General features: G+C 44.4%; 11 protein-coding genes and 2 tRNA genes. 8 read left to right on the top strand and 5 right to left on the bottom strand.

Going from position 1 to position 15423, the window contains the following annotated elements; all coding sequences use genetic code 11:
* Positions 1-181 precede the first annotated feature (181 nt).
* The 4 genes from U0021_RS01030 (at position 182) to U0021_RS01015 (ending at position 2729) form a co-directional block, all read left to right on the top strand.
* Positions 182-257: transfer RNA gene (locus U0021_RS01030), tRNA-Val, on the top strand.
* 4 nt (positions 258-261) lie between these two features.
* Positions 262-338, top strand: a tRNA-Asp gene (locus U0021_RS01025).
* Between the two features lie 157 nt (positions 339-495).
* A complete protein-coding gene (gene alr, locus U0021_RS01020) occupies positions 496-1737 on the top strand; it encodes an alanine racemase (protein ID WP_114801129.1) in 1242 nt (413 codons plus the stop codon).
* Positions 1738-1817: 80 nt separating this feature from the next.
* Positions 1818-2729 (top strand): bestrophin family protein, encoded by a 912-nt coding sequence (locus tag U0021_RS01015; RefSeq protein ID WP_114801128.1) that lies wholly within the window; start codon positions 1818-1820, stop codon positions 2727-2729.
* Here U0021_RS01015 and U0021_RS01010 read toward each other — a convergent pair.
* From U0021_RS01010 to ppsR, 5 genes are all read right to left on the bottom strand, one after another.
* On the bottom strand, positions 2726-3862 hold the full coding sequence (locus U0021_RS01010; RefSeq protein ID WP_227538749.1) for a M15 family metallopeptidase: 1137 nt from the start codon (positions 3860-3862) through the stop codon (positions 2726-2728). The genes U0021_RS01015 and U0021_RS01010 overlap by 4 nt on opposite strands.
* A gap of 51 nt (positions 3863-3913) precedes the next feature.
* Positions 3914-4483 carry an SH3 domain-containing protein gene (locus tag U0021_RS01005; protein WP_114801127.1) on the bottom strand — a complete coding sequence of 190 codons (570 nt, stop codon included), beginning with the start codon at positions 4481-4483 and terminating at the stop codon, positions 3914-3916.
* Between the two features lie 162 nt (positions 4484-4645).
* On the bottom strand, positions 4646-6214 hold the full coding sequence (gene sthA, locus U0021_RS01000) for a Si-specific NAD(P)(+) transhydrogenase (RefSeq protein WP_114801126.1): 1569 nt from the start codon (positions 6212-6214) through the stop codon (positions 4646-4648).
* 34 nt (positions 6215-6248) lie between these two features.
* The gene (locus U0021_RS00995; RefSeq protein WP_114801125.1) at positions 6249-6614 is read right to left on the bottom strand and encodes a DUF4377 domain-containing protein; all 366 of its coding nucleotides are present in this window, start codon (positions 6612-6614) and stop codon (positions 6249-6251) included.
* Positions 6615-6645: 31 nt separating this feature from the next.
* Positions 6646-7512, bottom strand: coding sequence for a posphoenolpyruvate synthetase regulatory kinase/phosphorylase PpsR (ppsR, locus tag U0021_RS00990; RefSeq protein WP_114801124.1), 867 nt, complete (start codon positions 7510-7512; stop codon positions 6646-6648).
* A 302-nt stretch (positions 7513-7814) separates the two neighbouring features.
* On the opposite strand from ppsR, the gene ppsA reads away from it, so the two are divergent.
* The 4 genes from ppsA to ttcA all read left to right on the top strand — a co-directional run bounded on the left by ppsA (position 7815) and on the right by ttcA (position 15408).
* Positions 7815-10190 (top strand): phosphoenolpyruvate synthase, encoded by a 2376-nt coding sequence (ppsA, locus tag U0021_RS00985; RefSeq protein WP_114801123.1) that lies wholly within the window; start codon positions 7815-7817, stop codon positions 10188-10190.
* A gap of 81 nt (positions 10191-10271) precedes the next feature.
* The gene (locus U0021_RS00980) at positions 10272-11423 is read left to right on the top strand and encodes a mechanosensitive ion channel family protein (protein WP_327037527.1); all 1152 of its coding nucleotides are present in this window, start codon (positions 10272-10274) and stop codon (positions 11421-11423) included.
* A gap of 29 nt (positions 11424-11452) precedes the next feature.
* Positions 11453-14263, top strand: a complete 2811-nt coding sequence (gene rlmKL, locus U0021_RS00975) for a bifunctional 23S rRNA (guanine(2069)-N(7))-methyltransferase RlmK/23S rRNA (guanine(2445)-N(2))-methyltransferase RlmL (protein ID WP_114801151.1) — start codon at positions 11453-11455, stop codon at positions 14261-14263.
* A 101-nt stretch (positions 14264-14364) separates the two neighbouring features.
* A complete protein-coding gene (gene ttcA, locus U0021_RS00970; RefSeq protein WP_407666589.1) occupies positions 14365-15408 on the top strand; it encodes a tRNA 2-thiocytidine(32) synthetase TtcA in 1044 nt (347 codons plus the stop codon).
* Positions 15409-15423: the final 15 nt, after the last annotated feature.

Genomic DNA, 15423 nt, shown 5'->3' with positions numbered 1-15423 from the left:
AATTTCACCCAAAAAGCATTTGACACTGCTGTGAAATTCTATATAATACGCACCACAACGAACGAACACAGTGAGACATCACTCACGGGGTCGTTTAAGAACTTAAAATGTTGATACCTTGACACCGTATCGAATCTTTTTCTTAAGCACAGTAAACTGTTTAAAGAAAAAACACATTTTAGGGTGGTTAGCTCAGTTGGTAGAGCATCTGCCTTACAAGCAGAGGGTCAGCGGTTCGATCCCGTTACCACCCACCATATTGCAGCGGTAGTTCAGTTGGTTAGAATACCGGCCTGTCACGCCGGGGGTCGCGGGTTCGAGCCCCGTCCGCTGCGCCATATCTCAAAATCCCAAGTCTTTATGGCTTGGGATTTTTTTGTGTTATAAATAAAAATATCAAAACTGCTTGCGATGTCTGAATTTTTGTTTAAAATAACACAGCATCTATTTTGCATGAATGCTTTATGATTTGAATGATTTAAGGATAAAATTGCGATGAAATATTCTTCATTAAAACTTGCCATAGTCACTGCTTTATTTGGGCTAAATGCCGTCAGTACCGCACAAGCTGCACCGATTTTGCAGGCGCATCAAGATTATCGTTATGCCAATCACGCCAAAGCCAATGCTTGGCTTGAAATCGATGTCAAAGCGTTTGAAAATAATATCACGCGCTTACAGCACAATTTATCCGATTCAACCAAAATTTGCGCCATCATGAAGGCGGATGCATATGGTAATGGCATTGATTTGTTGATGCCAAGTATCATTAAGCTAAACGTTCCTTGTATTGGCATCGCAAGCAACGAAGAGGCCAAAATCGCGCGTGCACATGGCTATCAGGGAGTGATTATGCGTGTGCGCTTGGCAAGCACAGATGAGGCTAAGACTGCATTGGGATATGATGTCACTGAGCTTACAGGTAGTCTGGCTCATGCCCAAGCACTAAATGAGCTTGCTGCAGCAAATGGTAAACAGCTTAATGTGCATTTATCGCTTAACAGTGGCGGCATGGATAGAAATGGTCTGGATGTCCAAAACTCCCAAGGCAAAGCCGATGCGCTTGCCATTACGAAGTTATCAGCGCTGAAACTGACAGGCATTATGACGCATTATGCTTTTGAAGATGAAGACTTTGTGCGTGAGCGTTTGGCTCGATTTAATGAGCAAAGCGCTTGGCTGATAAATGAAGCAAAACTGGATCGTAGCCAGTTGACTTTACACACTGCCAATTCCTTTGCGACCATCACTGTACCCGAAAGTCATTTGGATATGGTTCGTCCAGGCGGGCTGATTTATGGTGACACGATCGATGCTAAGCCTGCGTATCAGCCGATCATGAGCTTTAAGACTAAGGTGGCAGGCGTGCAATTTTATCCAAAGGGCTCAACAGTGGGCTATGATGGCACGCATACCTTGCAGCGCGATTCTTATTTGGCGAATCTGCCTTTTGGTTATTCAGATGGATATCGGCGTGCATTCACTAATAAAGGCGTGGTACTGATTGGCGGTATGCGCGCGCCAGTATTGGGCAAGGTATCGATGAATACGACGATGGTGGATGTGACAGATATTATCGCTAGGCAAGCTGTTAATATCGGTGATGAGGTGGTGATCTACGGTCGCCAAGGTACGGCGCAAATCAGCCAAGGTGAAATTGAGGACATTAATGATGCTTTGTTGGCGGATCTTTATACCATTTGGGGTAACTCTAATCCTCGCGTGATTAAGCCTTAAAAGGGTAAATGGCACAAGATGCGCAATGGTAAATTGTCCTGCTTGACCAAATTATCCCACATTCAAATCAGGAGAGTGCTGTGATCGTCCGAGATAAATCAAACAGTCTAAAGCTGCTATTTGTGTGGCGTGGCACAGTGCTACCCAAAGTGCTACCAACGATACTGGGCATCATGGTGCTGTCCTTGATCGCTGGCTTTTTGGCGCAATTTCAGTGGTATTATGTCGCTACCGTCCCTGCAGTTGGTTTTACGATGTTTGGTGTTATCATCTCTATTTTTTTGGGATTTCGTAATAATGCCTGTTATGATCGATGGTGGGAAGGTCGTAAGCTGTGGGGTGCTTTGGTGGCTAATACGCGCCATCTAAGCCGTGATAGTCACTTTTTGGCACAGAGCGAGCGTGAATCACTACTGTATCAGATGCTACTGTTTGTGGCGACGCTTCGTGATCGGTTGCGTGGGCAAAATATCGAGCGATCACAGTTTGGCTACACCAAGATTGATGATCATTATTTGGATTGGCTTGATCAGCAGATCAATGCGCCGCAGCGAGTTTTGGAGGCGATGCAGCAGCAATTGATCAAATCGGTTCAGCAGGGTCAAATCAGCGACATCATCTATATGACCATCCAAAAACATGTGATTGAGATGGGTAATATTCAAGCAGGCTGTGATCGCATTCATGGCACACCGTTGCCATTTCCTTATTCGGCGCTACTGCATCGGGCGGTTTATTGTTTTTGTTGGGCGCTGCCTTTTGGTTTACAATCCGTGATGGGTTTTTGGACGCCTTTATTGGTTGGGTTTATTTCTTATTTATTGCTTGGGCTAGATGAGCTGGCAAGGCAATTAGAAGAACCTTTTGGCTCTGATCATCATGATTTGGCGCTCGATACGATGGTAAGAATGATCGAGCGTGAAACCTTAATGTTGATGGATAAACCACTGCCTAAGCCATGGGAGATTGATAAAAACTTTAATATGAGCTAGTTGTTTTGCTCAATTTTTGGGTTCTGAAAGTCACCTTCGGTGTTCGGCGTAATCTTATGACCTTCATAAGAGATGTAGGGCTTAGGTCCTAAGGGTGGCTTGGTTAGTACTGGCGGATTTGGATCTGAGTACTGCTCTGGCGGATTCAGATCAGTTTGTGCAAGATATTGAGCATTTTGTATATTTTGCTGAGAATCTGGTGGATATGTGACTTGGCAGGCATTGATACTGGTCACATAGGTCATTAAGTCTCCTGATTGGCGAACTGCTTCAGAACCCTTGACGCCTTGGGTTAGTACAGTCTCCAAAACCATTGGATTGCTGATTTGGGCGAGATACCCATTAGCGACTGGTAGATATGACCAATGCCAAGGCTCAGGATTGTACCCATGCTGGCGATCGTCGCCATAGGTTTGGCAAAATCCAAATTTGGGCGCATGATTTTGCAGCCACTCATAGACCTTTAAGCCCTCTTTAGACTTCCAATAAGCCAGCTCGACGCTATTAAAGTCCACATCGGTACCCCAATGATGGCGACTTGTCCCCGGAAATGAAGACCATTTTAAGATATCTTTAGCTTTATTGATGTCATTATCCGGATGCTTGCCCCATTTATTCTCCCAGATTTGTCTTTGTCTTTCATAAGAGCGAAATGCCGAGACGACGCTAAGCTTAATATTATCCGCTTGTGCAGCCTGAATCATAGAGATCAATGGGTTATAAACTTCAGGATGAATTTGTTCGGGCTTTGAGGTGTATTTTTTTGGAATGGGCACCAGTTTGACTGAGCTTTGATTAAAGACGCCATGAACTTCTTGCAGGCGCGTTGGTTTGGATGTCGTAGGATCCAAAGGCTTGGTTAATTTGTTTATCTCAATCGGCTGATTGGTATAAATCACTGGCTGGACTTGATTGGAGTCGCCCATATGCTGTTGTTGAATTTTTGCTTGAGGCTGTGCAGATGTAATCCTTAAAATTTGCTTTTTACCTTCAGCTGTCTGATTTTGCTGATAAAACTGATAACCAAAAACAGTCACACCCAATGAGCCAAAGACAATTAAAACCCAGCCCGTCTTGTTCAGACGGTTGGGTTTCTTTGGGTTTTTGGGTGTATAACTTCTTTTAGGAGGCATAATGACTCAAATATCTAAAACCCAAGCAATGGTGGGCTTGGGTTTAAAAAATTAATACTGCAAATAAGCACCAAAGCTATAGCCAGTTAATCCAGCAGCATCCACAACTTTTACCCAGCAGCCATATAGACCATTAATAGTTTGGCAGTTGGTTGTTTCACCAACGACCCAAATATCTTCGCCGTCATACAAGTAGCCGACTTTGCGTGCGTTGCGATTTGGTGCACTACGAACCATGACATTGCTGCCATGTTGTGTCAGTACATAGGCGCGTTTACGGACAACTCGTTCGCTGACTTGTGGGGCAGGTGCAGGCTTAGGTGGCAAGGGTGCTGCTTGTGCCATTGTATTTGGATCTTGAGTTTGAGGGATCTGATTGGGCTGCATGGGCATCTGCTGCTGATTTATGATTGGCTGCCCATACTGATCGTATTGCTGCACAGGCTGCTGACCATTAGGAATGACAGGCTGAAGATCTTGCACTTGTGGCTGCTGCGCCGTTTGTGCAGGAGGTGCTTCATCTTTTAATATTTCGCGGGCGACGCCTTTGACAACATCATCACAAGCGGTCAGTAAAGTTGCCCCTGCTAGCAGGGCTGCTACTAGGATTTTACGCTCCATGGTATTACCTTTAAGCTGTTTAGATTATTAAAAAATTGTTATTTTTATTCTATAATAAATCAACAACCATTTCAATTGGTAAGTAAATGTATTTTTATGTTAATTCACCAATAAAAAAAACAGCCGATCATTATCATCGGCTGTTTTGATTTTATTAGTAAGCTAAAAAATTCGGTTCATCCCATTAAGAGCGGCGACACGATAGGCTTCTGCCATTGTGGGATAGTTGAAAGTTGTATTAATAAAATACTCAAGCGTATGACCACATTTCATCACTGCCTGACCGATGTGAATGATCTCAGAAGCGTGGTTACCATAACAATGAATACCAAGCAGCTCAAGCGTCTCGCGGTGGAATAGAATCTTTAAAACGCCTGAGCGTTCGCCAATAATCTGCGAGCGCGCCAAGTGCTTAAAGAATGCCTGTCCGACCTCATAAGGAATTTTTTCTGCCGTCAGCTCAGCTTCAGTCTTACCGATACTAGAAATTTCAGGAATGGTATAAATGCCAGTCGGAACACTATTGACAAATTCAGCATCCTCATCACCTACCATAAATCCTGCAGCGTTACGCCCTTGATCGTAGGCTGCTGAAGCCAAAGATGGCCAGCCAATCACATCACCAACGGCATATATATGTGGTACGCTGGTGCGGTAAGTTTTGTCCACTTCAAGCTGACCGCGGCTGTTTGCGGTGAGTCCAACGGCCTCTAGGTTTAGGCTGTCGGTATTGCCCGAGCGGCCATTACACCATAAGATGGCATCAGATTTAATTTTTTTACCGCTTTTTAGATGTAATACTACGCAGTCGTCGTGTGTCTCAAGGTGATCGATTTCTTCGTGGTTGCGAATGCGTACGCCAAATTGTCGAAAGTCATGACTAAGCGCATCGGAGATTTCTTCGTCTAAGTAGCTTAAAAGCTGCTCTTTATTATTAATCAAATCAACCACATAGCCTAAGCCTGTAAAAATAGAAGCGTACTCGCAACCAATGACGCCAGCGCCATAGATGATGATTTTGCGTGCCACATAGTCCATTTGCAGGATTTTGTCTGAGTCAAAGACACGCGGATGATTAAAATCCAAAATATCAGGGCGATAGGGGCGCGAGCCAACCGCGATCACCGCCTGATTAAAAGTAATGGTCTTGGTCGGTTCGTGATCACTGGTGTACACTTCTAATGTGTGCGCATCAACAAAACTTCCCCAACCATGGATGACTTGAATTTGGTTGCGCTCATAAAACAGCTTGTGCGTATTGACCTGGTGGCGAATGACTTCACGCGCGCGGCTTAATACTTTGCTTAGTGGGACTTGATAACTGTCTTTGGTTTGTTTAAACAAAGGGTCGCGGCGAAAGTTAATGATATTGAAGACAGACTGGCGCAGCGCCTTACTTGGGATCGTGCCTACGTGCGCGCAATTACCCCCAACTTGATCACGCGGATCAATCACTGCAACGCGATGCCCAGATTTGGCAAGTTTCATCGCCGCCGCTTCACCAGCAGGACCTGCGCCAAGCACGATGGCATCGTATTCATAATTGTGCTTGATTTTGTTTTTATGAGGGCGATTTAGACCGACGCGCTGACCATCTAAGGGGCTGATGAGACTAGGATGGGTGTGATCATGCTCAACATGCTCAAAAGTTTGAGATTTTTTTGTTTGGGTAGGGGCTTCGATCAAAGCAACTGGGTCAGCATCTTGGGTAGTTTTAGGTTTTTTTGACATAACTAATCCTTAATAATTGTTCTAATAGAGCTTTTTAATTGATCGTCTGGGATAAAATTTCTTCTAATTGCCAAGTGCCTGTCGGTGAGTTGGTGCTCTTTTCAAATTCTTGGCTGACGCGAATCTTATAGCGAACGCCCAGTTTTGGTTCAAAGCCTTTGATGGCATTAAACCCAATGCCAAAAATATCGCTGTCAGCACTGCCTGCAGGCTTGACCATTAAGCACTGCATGGGCGATGATGAGTTACAAGATGTGCGCAGTGGCAACACTTCAAGAATTTGACTATTGGCAGTGACGATCTGTGGAGTCTGATAAGGGGCGGGTTTTGGCGGCATGGTCTGACATGCTGCTAAGCCAGCTGAGATGATCAACAACATGATCGGAAGTTTTTTTGACATAATTTTGCTCGATACTATTAATCAATGATTCTTAAACACCAATGCGCCGCTTTAGACCCGTAATTTGTAAAATGCGGGTGGCAATCTCTTCAACAGACATCTCAGAGACATTCAGATTGGGGATTTTTTGGCTGCTATAAATGGCTTGAATGGCTCTTTGCTCTTCTTGACATTGTGCCAAGCTTGCGTAGCGGCTACCAGCTTTGCGCTCTTGACGGATGCGTACGAGGCGCTCTGTGTCGATGGTTAAACCAAAAAGTTTGTGATGATATGGCTTTAAAGCTCTTGGCAACTGACTGGTGTCCAAGTCTTCTTCGGTTAGAGGGTAGTTGGCAGCACGGATGCCATATTGAAGCGCCAAATATAAAGAAGTGGGCGTCTTGCCTGAGCGGGATAAGCCAATCAAAATAATATCGGCGCCGTCATAGTGGTTGGTACGAGCGCCGTCATCATTATCTAAAGCAAAATGCACCGCATCAATGCGCGCCTTATAATCATCTGAATCAACGCTGCTGTGCGCCATGCCAGCGTGCGGATTGGGCTTATGATTGATTTCAGTGGCGATACGATTGATCAAGCCTTCATAGATGTCCAAATTGTGCGCATCGGCAGCATTAATAATTTCACGAATCTCATCTGAGACAATGGTATCAAAGACCAACGGACGAAGACCACTGGATTCATAAGCTTTATTAATACGCTGAACTGCTTCACAGGCTAATAAAGGCGTATCAACATAAGGGATGACCTGAATGTCAAATTCCACATCGCTAAACTGACTTAGCAGTGATTTTCCTAGGGTTTCGGCGGTGATCGCTGTGCCATCAGAAATAAAAAAAGCGCTTCGGATGTTTGACAGTTTTTCTTGTTGAGTAGGTGTGGGAGTGTGGACGTACATGTCTGTGCTTCATTATTTGACCAAAACAAGTGTTTTGTCATTATAGCATAAAAAAGCCATTTTGCACGCGATGGACAAGCGTACTTCCCAGAGGATATGCATAATATTTAGGATTTATATTTTTGTAATTTATGGGTATATTTTTATTATGAATAAATAGATAAATTGATTGAGAATTGCAACATTTGTCGCTATAATCGCTAAAAATATCTCAAAGCCTTTGGCATCATTTCTTTGACGAGTAAAAAAAAGGAATTGGAATCATCTGTGCCAAAGTTTTTGTTCACCAATCGGAGCTAACTATGAACAAGCAAGTCATTGCCTTTAATCAACTTGGTAAAAATGACGTTGAAATCGTCGGTGGTAAAAACGCCTCATTGGGCGAGATGATCAGCCATTTGGGCAACTTAGGTGTGAATGTACCTAATGGTTTTGCGACCACGGCAGAGGCATTTAATCGCTTTTTGAATGACACAGGTTTGCTTGATAAGATTAATGCCGAACTCAAAGGTTTAGATGTTGATGATGTCGATTTATTAACCCAAACAGGCGCCAAAATTCGCGGTTGGGTCATCGAACAAGAACTGCCAAAAGACTTAGAAGATGAAATTCGTACTGCTTTTGCAGAATTGTCAAAAGGTGAAGATATTGCCGTCGCCGTACGTTCATCGGCAACTGCTGAAGATTTGCCAGATGCCTCATTTGCAGGTCAGCAAGAGACTTTCTTGAACATTCGCGGTATTGATAATGTGCTGATCGCCATCAAGGAAGTCTTTGCTTCATTATATAATGACCGCGCCATCGCGTATCGCGTGCACAAAGGCTTTGAACACGCAGGCGTTGCGCTGTCAGCTGGCATTCAGCGTATGGTGCGTTCAGAGACGGGCACCTCTGGTGTGATGTTTACGCTAGATACCGAGTCAGGCTTTAATGAAGTGGTATTCATTACAGCAAGCTACGGTTTGGGTGAGATGGTCGTCCAAGGTGCGGTCAATCCTGACGAATTTTACTTGTCAAAAGTTTTGATCGAACAAAATCGCCCCGCGGTTGTGCGCCGTAATTTGGGCTCAAAACAAAAGAAAATGATTTATGGTGATGAAGGTAGCACCACCAAGTCTACTAAAATCGTTGACGTCGATAAAGCTGAGCGTAATCAATTTGCTTTGAGCAGCGAAGAGCTAACCCGCTTGGCAAAACAAGCTATGATCATTGAAAAGCACTACGGCTGCCCAATGGATATCGAATGGGCAAAAGATGGTGATAGCGGTGAAATCTTTATCGTACAGGCACGACCAGAAACGGTTAAATCTCGCCAAGACAAAAATCACATGGAGCGCTATGTGATCGACTCAAAAGGTGCCAAAGTTCTGACGGAAGGGCGCTCGATTGGTCAGCGCGTCGGTAGCGGTAAAGTGCGTATCGTCACCAATTTAAATGAAATGAGCAAGGTTCAAGATGGTGACGTCTTGGTCTCTGACATGACTGATCCTGATTGGGAACCTGTGATGAAGCGTGCTTCAGCGATCATCACAAACCGCGGCGGTCGTACCTGCCACGCAGCGATCATCGCGCGTGAATTGGGCGTGCCTGCCATCGTCGGTTCTGGTAATGCCACCGAAGTGCTCACCGACGGTCAAGAAGTCACCGTATCTTGTGCAGAAGGGGATACTGGTTTTATTTATGAAGGTCTTTTGGATTATGAAGTGCAGCGCAACTCAATCAGCACCATGCCTGAACTTGCCTTTAAGATCATGATGAATGTGGGCAATCCTGACCGTGCTTTTGATTTTGCACAGATTCCGAACCAAGGCGTGGGCTTGGCTCGACTTGAGTTTATTATTAACCGCATGATTGGCGTGCACCCTAAAGCTTTGTTAAATATCGACACGCTACCACAAGAGACCGTACAAGCTGTCCAAGAGCGTATGGCGGGTTATAATTCTCCTGTTGAATTTTATATCAATAAATTGATTGAAGGCATCTCAACTTTGGCGGTGGCATTCCGTGATAAGCCTGTCATTGTGCGTATGAGTGACTTTAAATCGAACGAATATGCCAACTTGATCGGCGGTAAGCTGTACGAGCCTTCTGAAGAAAACCCCATGCTTGGTTTCCGCGGTGCGAGCCGTTATGTATCGGATAATTTCCGCGATTGCTTTGAGCTTGAGTGCCGTGCGCTAAAATATGTGCGTGATGACATGGGCTTGACCAATGTTAAGATCATGATCCCATTTGTGCGCACCACTGAAGAAGCAAGACAAGTCATTGAATTACTTGAGAAAAATGGCTTAAAGCGCGGTGATAACGGTCTTGAAATCATCATGATGTGCGAGCTGCCAACCAACGCTGTACTGGCTGATGAATTCTTAGAATATTTTGATGGATTTTCAATCGGCTCAAATGACCTAACTCAGCTGACGCTTGGTCTTGACCGCGATTCAGGCATCGTATCCCATTTGTTTGATGAGCGTGATCCAGCAGTCAAAAAAATGCTAAGCTTAGCGATCCAAGCTTGTAATAAAGCTGGTAAATATGTCGGTATCTGTGGTCAAGGTCCGTCAGACCATTCTGATTTGGCCTATTGGCTGATGGAGCAAGGCATTGACTCGGTATCTTTGAATCCAGATTCGGTGCTAGATACTTGGTTCTTCTTAGCGGATGAAAACAATAAGCCTTAATTGTGATTGATGATAAAACCCTTAAGGTGTCCGCCTTAGGGGTTTTATGCTTATATTTAATTTTTTAAGCCCATGTATTCGATGACAAAGCCTAAGATTGCTGAGTTCTTTGAAAGAACACTACAAGAGCTGTATCAAAATATCTATCAACTGTTCGGCGGGTCATTGGATGATCAGACGCTGACTTTGGCGCACATCGGCTTGTCAATATTAAGTACCAGTATCAAAATCATCATTTTGCTTTTACTGGTGGGGTTTATCTACTGGTTTTTGGTTTATACCGTCAAAACCGTGCGCAAGTTATTTGGTCTGCCTTATCGCTATGCACGCATCGCACGCGCAACTTTGCGGTATTTATGGTTTATGACCAGTTTGCTTGCCGTGATGTCGCAAATTGGCGTTACCGACAATACTGTGACAGCCACAGCCAAAGCAGCGACATGGGCGGGGTTTTATTATGTGCTTTGGGCGCTGAGCGGTCAAATGGTCAGCAGTGTGTTAAAGCATTATGATTTAAACGCCTCCATTGAGCAGCTTTTAAAAAACTTATTGCTGGTCATCATATTGGCGCTTGCTTTTGCCACAGTCATGGCAAAATTTGGCTTTGATATATTTTCCATTGTGGCAGGTCTAGGTATCGCTGGTCTTGCTGTTGGTTGGGCATCTCAAAGCACCCTTGCAAACTTTATCGCTGGAATCGTGATTTTGGTTGAGCAGTCGTTTCAAGTTGGCGATTGGATTCGTTTGGGTGAAAAAGAAGGGCGCGTGGTCAAAATCTCCTTACGCGCCACCCAAATCCTTGACCGCGATAATATCATTATCATCATTCCAAACTCGACGGTTGCCTCATCTGAGGTGGTGAATTTAACGTCCAAAAAAATGATCCGCTTTGATGTCAAAACCCGCATTGGCTTGCATGCGGATATCACAGCAGCCAGAAGCGCGATCATCAAAACCCTTCAAAAAGATGAAGTGGTCTTGAAACACCCTGCGCCGCTTGCGACCGTATCAGACATTGGTGAGTCGGGTGTTCATTTGATAGTACGTTTTTGGGTGGCGCCGCTGTCTGTCGCTCGAATCCCGATTATTAAAGAAAATATTAATGAAAAAATCAAGCGAGCACTTGATGAAGCAGGCATTGAAGTGCCATTCCCGTATATGAGGCTGATCATGACCGAAGATGGCGATCAAGTACAGCGTCTGAAATTTGATGATGAGGAACAAAAAAGTTAAGCATTGGGGATCATGAACCACCTGACACACTGGGCGGTTCATATTTTTTAAATTCTTATCATGGTTTATGCTATAATACTCTGTTCTTTAAAACCCAAATTTGGACTCTTATGACTCAGCACAAACCCTCTTATTTTGCCGATCTCAAAAACTTTGACGTAAATGAGTTCACCATCGTTGTGACGTGTGCCGATGGTCTTGAAGCTGCCTTACAAATTGAGCTGGGCAGTTTTGGCTTGTCAAGCGATGTGCTGCGAGCAGGGCGTGTGGCAGTCATTACGGATTTGGCAAAGCTATACCATATTTGTCTGTATAGCCGAGTGGCTAGCCGTGTTTTGTTGCCGCTTGGTGAATACCATTTTAAACAAAAATTATCGCAAACTGCACCTAGACAGCCTGTTGAGGTATTGGATGAGGATGTGCCTGAGGCACTGTACCAGTTTGCCAGTCGTATTGATTGGACAGATTTATTTGGGCTTGAGCACCGTTTTGCGATTCGTTTATCAACTGATAAACGCTTGTCGGTCAATCAGCAATTTGCCACTTTGCGTATCAAAGATGCCATTGCTGACGTCTTTAATCGTGCCTTTGGTGCGCGACCTGATGTCGATGCCAAGCAGCCTGATTTTCAGATTTTTGCGGCAGCTAACCATAAATTTGCTGAGATTTTTTTGGATTTATCGGGCACCAGTTTGCATCGCCGAGGCTACCGCGTTGCCAATACTGCAGCGCCGCTCAAAGAAAACTTAGCGGCTGCACTGCTGTACGAATGTGGTTGGCATGAAGGAACTTATGATGCGATCATCGATCCGATGTGTGGCTCAGGCACTTTCATCACCGAAGCTTTATTGATGCGTGCTGATTATCCTGTCGGTCTAGAAAAGTCGGCTGATGAATTTGGATTTTATTGTTGGCAGCATCACGATGATGAGATGTGGGATGAGATGGTGTCAGATGCGACACAAAGATTCCATGCGCGCTTGGCTCAAATGCAGGCTAAGCCTTTGACCGTGATCGCCTGCGATGCTGACGCCTACGCGGTGCAGGCTTGCCATAAGAATCTGATGGCGGCAGGGCTTAGACCCATCCTAGATCAAGTTACGTTAGCTCAGCGTGCTTTATATCAGCTACCTAAGCTTTTATCTACATTGACTTGCTCAAAGCCACTGATCATCACCAATCCGCCCTATGGAGAGCGATTGGGGGATACGGACTTTATTAAGCCTTTGTATCATGGACTTGGGCTGCATGTTGCAGCTGGCATGCGATCAGCTGCTGCCAATACAGGACAGGCGATTGATGCGACGATGGCAGTCTTGGCAAGTCATATTGAGCATGCGGACACTTTGCCGATCATAGAGCCTCAGACCTTGCGTTGCCATAATGGTGCTTTGACGGTGTATTTTCGTCATGGCGAGCTGAATTTGTCTGAGTCATCTGCCTTGATTTTTGAGTGGCAAAAACAAGAAATCACCCATCCAGAGGCTCAAGATTTTATTAATCGTCTACAAAAGAATTTATCCAATCTTAAAAAACAAGCCATCAAATCAGGCGTGACCAATCTGCGTGTCTATGATGCTGATTTGCCAAATTTCAATGTCGCGATCGATATCTATGGCGATAAGCTCCATGTTCAAGAATATGCACCACCCAAACAAATTCCTGCCGATGTCGCCAAAGCTCGCTTTAATCTAGTTTTGCAAGCCGTTCGAGAAGTGTTTGGGGTGCCGCGTGAATCCATTTTTATTAAGACGCGCGCCAAGCAGTCAGGTAATGAGCAGTATACCAAAAACGACAATGCCGCCAAACGCAGAAAGATGTGGGTGATGCGTGAGCGTGATGCTTATTTTTATGTTAATTTCACGGAGTATTTGGATACAGGGCTGTTTATCGACCACCGTAATATGCGTGCCAAAGTCGGCGCCGCTAGCCGCGCCAAGCGTGTCTTAAATTTATTTTCATACACTTGTACAGCTTCGGTACATGCCGCATTGTCAGGGGCAAAATCGGTGACCAGTGTTGATTTGTCTGCCAATTATTTGGATTGGGGGAAACAAAATTTTGCCCTAAATGGGCTTTTGCTTGATGCCATGACAGAAGAGGGTGGCAAGTATCAATTCATTGCGCACGATGTTTTTGAATGGATTAAAGGACATACTGAGCAATACGACGTGATCTTTATTGATCCACCGACTTTCTCAAATTCCAAAAAATTCAAAGGTACCTTTGATGTCCAAAGAGATCATGTCGCATTGATCAATCGTGCGATGAACCGACTGACCGCGGACGGTGTTTTATACTTTAGTAATAATTATACGCGTTTTGAATTTGATGAAAGTTTGATGGTGCGATACGATGTCAAAGACATCACTCATGAAACCATTGGATTTGATTTTGATCTTAAAAAACCCATCCATCGCAGTTATGAGATCCGCCATAAAAATGCGGTCAAATCTGCGGCAGTGGTCATCGATGATGCTGTGGATCAAAAACCACAGCCCAAAACGCCCAAAAGCTTTGATCAGCCTAAGCGCTTTACCAAAAAATTTAATCAAACCACTGACAAAAAACCCAATCACAAGCCTGGTAAAGATGGCAAAAAATCGCATGCGGATCGTTTTAATAATTTTGATCAACGAGCGAAGCGATCGGCGCCTGACTCTCGCCGCTTTAATGACAGCGATCATAAGCCAAATCAAGCGACAAATCAGCCAAGCATCAAGCGCGTCTATGTCAATCCAAAATTGGCAGATGAAAATTTAGCTCAGCGCCTCACTGATAAACTTGCTGAAGCCAGTCCGCAAGGCGAAAAACGATATAAAATTAAGAAAAAAAGCTAAAAACAGAGCAGATTATGACACATTCACACATTGAACATCCTCAAACACAAACCACCGATGAGCAGCACATCGCCGATGTGCTCATGGGTAAGTCCGTTGATATGGCAGATGATGATGACGAGTCGCCGTCAGATGATGAGCGTCATGAATTTGATGATGGCATAAAATCTAGCCGATTTAAAAAATTACAAAAGAAGCTAAGAAAAGAAGTCTCTTGGGCGATTCGCGACTTTAAGATGATTGAAGATGGCGATGTCGTCATGGTGTGTATTTCAGGCGGTAAAGACAGCTTTACCTTGCTTGATATTTTGCTATTCTTAAAGCGCATCGCACCGATTCATTTTGAGGTAGTGGCGGTCAATCTTGATCAAAAACAGCCTGGATTTCCTGAGGAAGTCTTACCGCGTTATTTGTCTGAGCAGGGGATTCCTTATTATATCTTAGAAAAAGATACCTACAGTATCGTAAAATCCGTCGTCCCTGAAGGAAAAACTTACTGTTCGGCTTGCTCACGCTTACGCCGCGGCTCGCTTTATGGTTTTGCCAAGCAAATTGGCGCCACCAAAGTGGCGCTTGGGCATCACCGAGATGACATTTTGGCAACTTTCTTTTTGAACTTGTTTCATGGAGGCAGCCTAAAAGCCATGCCACCCAAGCTGTTGTCGGATGATAAGCAAAACATACTCATTCGCCCACTGGCGTATGTCGCCGAAAAAGATATCATCAAATACGCCAATTATAAAAAATTCCCCATCATTCCTTGTAATCTGTGCGGCTCTCAAGAAAATCTTCAGCGCGCCATGATCAATGAGATGCTGCGTGAGTGGGATAATGCGCATCCAAAGCGCTTGGCAAGTATGTTTAAGGCGCTTCAAAATGTCGCTCCAAGTCAGCTTGCTGATCGTGAGTTATTTGACTTTGAGAGCTTGGCGCTAGATCGTAATGAGGATGAGCGTCTGTTCGAGGGTGACAACATCCAATCAGGGGTGACTGATGAGCTTGATAAAATGGGCTTGCCAATCAATCCTTTGGTGCAAAACTTTAATCCAAAATTTCACAAAGAGAACGACGCCTCTGACAATGACCAAAAAGCAGAGCAAAAAGACAAGCCGTATAAAATCCCTGTGATCAACCCACTAGTGTAATCATTCATAGCCTGA

Source organism: Moraxella canis, from assembly GCF_034424565.1.
Classification (GTDB): domain Bacteria; phylum Pseudomonadota; class Gammaproteobacteria; order Pseudomonadales; family Moraxellaceae; genus Moraxella; species Moraxella canis.
This window is presented reverse-complemented; position numbering and strand designations above follow the sequence as displayed.

What these genes read in the sequence shown, in the direction of transcription:
- sthA (WP_114801126.1), bottom strand. Translation starts at nt 6,214, where the DNA reads ATGTCAAAAAAACCTAAAACTACCCAAGATGCTGACCCAGTTGCTTTG.
- U0021_RS01005 (WP_114801127.1), bottom strand. Translation starts at nt 4,483, where the DNA reads ATGGAGCGTAAAATCCTAGTAGCAGCCCTGCTAGCAGGGGCAACTTTA.
- ppsA (WP_114801123.1), top strand. Translation starts at nt 7,815, where the DNA reads ATGAACAAGCAAGTCATTGCCTTTAATCAACTTGGTAAAAATGACGTT.
- U0021_RS01010 (WP_227538749.1), bottom strand. Translation starts at nt 3,862, where the DNA reads ATGCCTCCTAAAAGAAGTTATACACCCAAAAACCCAAAGAAACCCAAC.
- ttcA (WP_407666589.1), top strand. Translation starts at nt 14,365, where the DNA reads ATGGCAGATGATGATGACGAGTCGCCGTCAGATGATGAGCGTCATGAA.
- alr (WP_114801129.1), top strand. Translation starts at nt 496, where the DNA reads ATGAAATATTCTTCATTAAAACTTGCCATAGTCACTGCTTTATTTGGG.
- U0021_RS00980 (WP_327037527.1), top strand. Translation starts at nt 10,272, where the DNA reads ATGACAAAGCCTAAGATTGCTGAGTTCTTTGAAAGAACACTACAAGAG.
- U0021_RS00995 (WP_114801125.1), bottom strand. Translation starts at nt 6,614, where the DNA reads ATGTCAAAAAAACTTCCGATCATGTTGTTGATCATCTCAGCTGGCTTA.
- ppsR (WP_114801124.1), bottom strand. Translation starts at nt 7,512, where the DNA reads ATGTACGTCCACACTCCCACACCTACTCAACAAGAAAAACTGTCAAAC.